This window comes from uncultured Nitrospira sp. (assembly GCA_902500695.1).
In the GTDB taxonomy this organism is placed as follows: domain Bacteria; phylum Nitrospirota; class Nitrospiria; order Nitrospirales; family UBA8639; genus Nitrospira_E.
This window is the reverse complement of sequence record CABVRQ010000164.1, coordinates 1-3,015: the sequence shown is the minus strand read 5'-3', so window position 1 is coordinate 3,015 and position 3,015 is coordinate 1. Positions and strand designations below refer to the sequence as shown.

The window sequence follows — 3,015 nt, the reverse complement described above, 5'->3', positions numbered from 1 at the left end:
GCTGAAAGCATGTCAACGTTACCATCTTTCTCAAACCTCTCTGACTCTGCAGGATCCCCCTTACGCGCCAGCGATGGCTTCCTCCGTCGCCGCGCCCTATGGGGCTCTTTAGCCGGCGGGTGCCTTTTGGTCGCAGCCGCGACCTCGGTGTTTGTTACGTTGGGGATCGTGTATGTTCTGGTTACGGAATCCATGGGGTTCTTTGCCCAGGTATCTCTCCTGGACTTTCTAACAGACACCCAGTGGACTCCCGTTTTTGAGAATGCCCACTTCGGGGTGATGACTCTGGTCTCGGCGACGGTCACCGTGGCGGGGATCGCGTTGGCCGTCTCTATTCCGGCGGGATTGGCCTTGGCTATTTACCTCAGTGAATATGCTCGAAGGGAAGTTCGCGAGACGGTCAAACCTTTTCTCGAGTTGCTCGAAGGAGTGCCGACCGTAGTCTATGGCTATTTTACCCTTCTCTTTTTTACCCCGCTCCTACAAACCTTCATCCCCGGCTTGGAAGGGTTCAACATGCTCGGTCCCGGCATCGTCATGGGAATCATGATTCTTCCCTACACAGCCTCGGTCAGTGAAGACGCCATGCGGGCAGTCCCGCCTGGCCTGCGCGAGGCCGGATATGCTCTGGGCTATTCCCGCTTCCGGGTCGCCATGCGCGTTGTGGTCCCTGCCGCCTTCTCCGGCATCACAGCGGCATTTATTCTTGGCATGTCACGAGCCGTGGGCGAAACCATGGTCGTCGCCATCGCGGCCGGGCAAAATCCCAATTTTTCTTTCAATCCCACGGAAGGAGCAGCAACTATCACGGCCTACATCGTACAAATGGCCATGGGGGATTTGCCTCATGACTCCATCGCCTACCAATCCGTGTTTGCGGCTGGAATCGTGTTGTTTGTCATCACACTGACCTTCAATTTGATCGGTTTCTTTCTTCGGCGGCGGTTTAAGGAGGTGTACTAATGATGAAAGCCGACGTGTCCCAGGCGATTATTCCCGATTTGGCCCGCATTGTTGATGCCAACCGCCGAAGCGACCTGGTCATGGCCGGCATCGGCATTTCAGTACTGATCGTCGCGATGAGCTTATTGGCGGCTGTGGTCATCGACCTGATCACGAGCGGATGGCCCAGACTCATGAACCCCGACTTTTACCTCAACTTCCCCTCGCGCCATCCACTGCAAGCAGGGATCCTTTCCGCCTGGGTCGGCACCATCCTGGTCACGCTCGTCACTGCCGGCATTGCGATCCCGCTTGGGGTTGGAGCAGGGGTGTATTTGGAAGAATATGCTGCGCACAACTGGATCACGGATTTCATTGAAATCAACGTGAGTAATCTGGCCGGGGTGCCTTCCATTATCTACGGATTATTAGCCCTTGGCCTGTTCATCCATGGATTCGGGCTGGGAGAGACGATCCTGACGGCAGGTTTGGTGCTCGCATTACTGATTTTGCCGGTCATTATCGTGTCCACCCGTGAAGCCATTCGTGGGATTCCCCTCGATTTGCGGGAAGCAGCCTATGGGCTGGGTGCCGACAAATGGCAGACCGTTCGTCTTTATGTGCTGCCCGCTGCGCGGGCTGGCATTTTGACCGGAACCATCGTAGGTTTGGCTCGAGCGATTGGAGAAGCCGCACCGGTCATCACCATCGGGGCCTTGACCTTTATCGCCTTTTTACCCACCTCCCCTTTTCAGGCCAGCCCGCCTTTTATCAATTTTGAATGGCTGGAAAGCCCGTTTACCATCATGCCTATTCAGATGTTCAATTGGGTCTCACGACCGCAGGCAGAATTTCATATCAATGCCGCGGCGGCCGGAGTCATTCTGATGGTGATGACACTGGCGATGAATGGAGTGGCGATCTGGTTGCGCTATCACTTGCGCCGCCAGGTTCGGTAGCCATTTCTAATGACCTCATAGCTTATTCAAGGAACCACGCATATGACACAGAAGAGTTTTCATAACCAGAAAGTCACGCCCATATCGTTTAAGTCCTCCTCCACAACCGACACCAAGCAGGACATACAGGCAGCGGAAGTTCGGAAACTCAGCTTTTGGTATGGGGAAACCCAGGCCTTGAAGGAAATCACCTTATCGATTGCCGATCGCAAAGTGACCGCACTGATCGGTCCATCCGGGTGTGGGAAAAGCACCCTTCTGCGATCGTTTAATCGTATGCATGATCTGTATCCCGGCAATCGTTATAGTGGCGAGATCTGCCTTTTTCCCGAAAATCAGAATCTCATCGCCCTTGACCCCTTTATGGTCCGACTTCGAATCGGAATGGTCTTCCAAAAACCCAATCCGTTTCCCAAATCCATTTTTGAAAACGTGGCGGCCGGGCTCCGGATTCAGGGAATCCAGAACAAAAAAGTGTTGGGCGAACGGGTTGAACAATCCTTGCGAGATGCGGCCTTGTGGGAGGAAGTGAAGGATCGCCTCCCGCAATCGGCCTACGGTCTCTCAGGAGGCCAACAACAACGATTGTGTATAGCCCGGGCACTGGCCCCACAACCTGAAATTCTCTTACTGGATGAACCCACCTCGGCATTAGATCCCATCGCCACGGCCAAGGTCGAAGATCTGATTACGGAAATCCGCCATCGGTTTACGGTGATCATCGTCACCCATAACATGCAGCAGGCGGCGCGAATTTCTGATTTTACGGCCTACATGCATCTGGGCAAACTGATCGAATTCGCTCCAACAGGGGAACTATTTTCCACCCCGCGAGAAACGCTGACGCGGGATTATATCACCGGCCGGTTTGGATAAACTGGGAAGACACAGGTTTCGAAAGGACCCTCATGAACAATCAACACACTCTACGCATCTTTGACGAAGATCTGAATACTCTGCGCCAGGAGATTGTGGCTCTTTCAAACCACGTGTCGGAGCAACTGCACAGAGCACTGACAGCGTTGGTGGAGAACGATGCCATTATGGCGGAGGAGGTCATTGCCAATGACCGTATTGCAGATGCCCTGCAAGAAAAAATCAATACCCACACAAA

Annotated in this window: 4 protein-coding genes; all 4 read left to right on the top strand. The window is 53.8% G+C overall.

Annotated elements, in window-relative coordinates:
• On the top strand, positions 1–963 hold a 963-nt coding region (gene pstC / locus AAH187_RS19095), incomplete at its 5' end, for a phosphate ABC transporter permease subunit PstC (protein ID WP_342350081.1).
• Complete coding sequence (gene pstA / locus AAH187_RS19090; protein ID WP_342350080.1) at positions 963–1,901, top strand: phosphate ABC transporter permease PstA; 939 nt, start codon at positions 963–965, stop codon at positions 1,899–1,901. The genes pstC and pstA, both read left to right, overlap by 1 nt.
• 42 nt (positions 1,902–1,943) lie before the next feature.
• Positions 1,944–2,777, top strand: coding sequence for a phosphate ABC transporter ATP-binding protein PstB (gene pstB, locus AAH187_RS19085; RefSeq protein WP_342350079.1), 834 nt, complete (start codon positions 1,944–1,946; stop codon positions 2,775–2,777).
• Positions 2,778–2,809: 32 nt separating this feature from the next.
• Positions 2,810–3,015 (top strand): PhoU domain-containing protein (locus AAH187_RS19080; RefSeq protein ID WP_342350078.1); only part of this gene is annotated, 206 nt, incomplete at its 3' end.

Excerpts from the sequence above, each read along its gene's own strand:
- pstA (WP_342350080.1), top strand. The coding sequence starts at position 963 with ATGATGAAAGCCGACGTGTCCCAGGCGATTATTCCCGATTTGGCCCGC.
- pstB (WP_342350079.1), top strand. The coding sequence starts at position 1,944 with ATGACACAGAAGAGTTTTCATAACCAGAAAGTCACGCCCATATCGTTT.